Here is a 1,474-nt window from a genome sequence, read left to right on the forward strand (position 1 = left end):
TCAAATGGCGATTCAGCGTTTAATTGGTTTTGGGAAAAAAGAAGAGTTTAAGGAAATTTTGGCAATTTTAAGAAAGCAGAATCCTGATAGGATAAGGGTTCTGTGAAATTTGTCGTGTACAGAGTATAATAATAATAATCGAGCATGAGTCTCATACGGATGCTCGGGTCGAAAGGGAATCCCCAGGCGAGTAACCTGTTTGCGGTGATCCATTAGCTGCAGGAGCAGAAGAGCATACATCTGGAAGCAAAGCCAGGAAAGCGGCCTATGGAGCTGTGCGGCAGCGCTCAGTAGGCAATTTTTCAAAATATTGTTAAGCCTTTTCTGAGCATGGTATTTTTCATGGTATTACCAATTAGCAGGAAAATAAGCCATTGAATATAAAAGATAAAAATGTCTTGTTTACAATAAAGTGGGAGTAGTAATTTCGTTACTTTGTTTAGAATTTCTTCAGAAATATTTCTTAATAAATCGTGTTTTTCAACAAGCGTAAAATTACTTTCTAAAATCTCTTGTTGTTTAGCTCGAGTTTGGGTATAAGCCCCATAATAAAATTGACGAGGATCTTTAAGCACGTACCAATCTTTCATTTGGATTACAGTACGGCCCTTATCGTAAAGATCAAATTCAGGCTGCCATAAAGGTTTGTAATGAAAATTAATTTCTTCCTGAATATCGTAGGTCGCTTCTTGATAACGTGAAGCTGGTTTATCACCAAATCTTTTTTCAATATAAGCATAAGTATTTCTTAAAGGCTTAACTGAAGATGTTTTAATATCAATTTGCATATAAATCTTCCTGATTTTTTAATAAAGACTAGAGTTTTTATTCTCTAATACCGGCCTGTCCAAATCGCCACTTCATGCGGTCATATTCAATCTTTGCAAAATCATCCGTACTTAGGTGCTGTACTTGATGGTGTGCGCAGAATTCTTCAAAAGCCTTGACTGGCATAATCATTTCTACAGCTAACTCTGGATCACCTATCGAAAATTCAAATTCGATATATTTGTCACGCTGAGTCCCTGTAACATGAATAAAGCAAGGAGGCTGTTCTACATTGAGTTGCTGCATACCAAAATCCTCATATTCTCCATAAGATTATTGCAACTTGCATGCCAATTTTATTTATTATTATTTTTCAAATATTTATGATTTTCTCTTTTTTATTTCATACAATGTTCTTTATCAAATTCTTAAGTCACAATGTATGACTTAAGAAAATTCTCAAGTGTTTTATATTTTCTCAGTTGTATAAGCACTTATAGATGATCAAAAAAAAAAGAAGCCAAAGCTTCTTTTTTTGATTTTCCAACTCGCATTGATAGCCCCTATAATTCAATCAACTGAACCGTACCGGGTTTGTCGGAGAGTTTTTTATTTAAGTTAGGCCACCTGACCTAACGGGTTAATCTTATCATAGTACATTGCTTCAAAATCAAAAGGTGATACATAACCTAGTGCACTATGTACA

General features: G+C 34.7%; 2 protein-coding genes. Both read right to left on the reverse strand.

The features are described from left to right. Window positions 1-302 precede the first annotated feature (302 nt). Window positions 303-788 (reverse strand): hypothetical protein, encoded by a 486-nt coding sequence (locus FTU19_RS16120; protein WP_006581703.1) that lies wholly within the window; start codon window positions 786-788, stop codon window positions 303-305. Window positions 789-825: 37 nt separating this feature from the next. Beyond that, window positions 826-1,074: a phenol hydroxylase subunit gene (locus FTU19_RS16125; protein ID WP_006581702.1), complete on the reverse strand. Its 249-nt coding sequence runs from the start codon at window positions 1,072-1,074 to the stop codon at window positions 826-828. Window positions 1,075-1,474: the final 400 nt, after the last annotated feature.

The organism is Acinetobacter sp. YH12072, from assembly GCF_013419565.1.
Taxonomy (GTDB): Bacteria; Pseudomonadota; Gammaproteobacteria; order Pseudomonadales; family Moraxellaceae; genus Acinetobacter.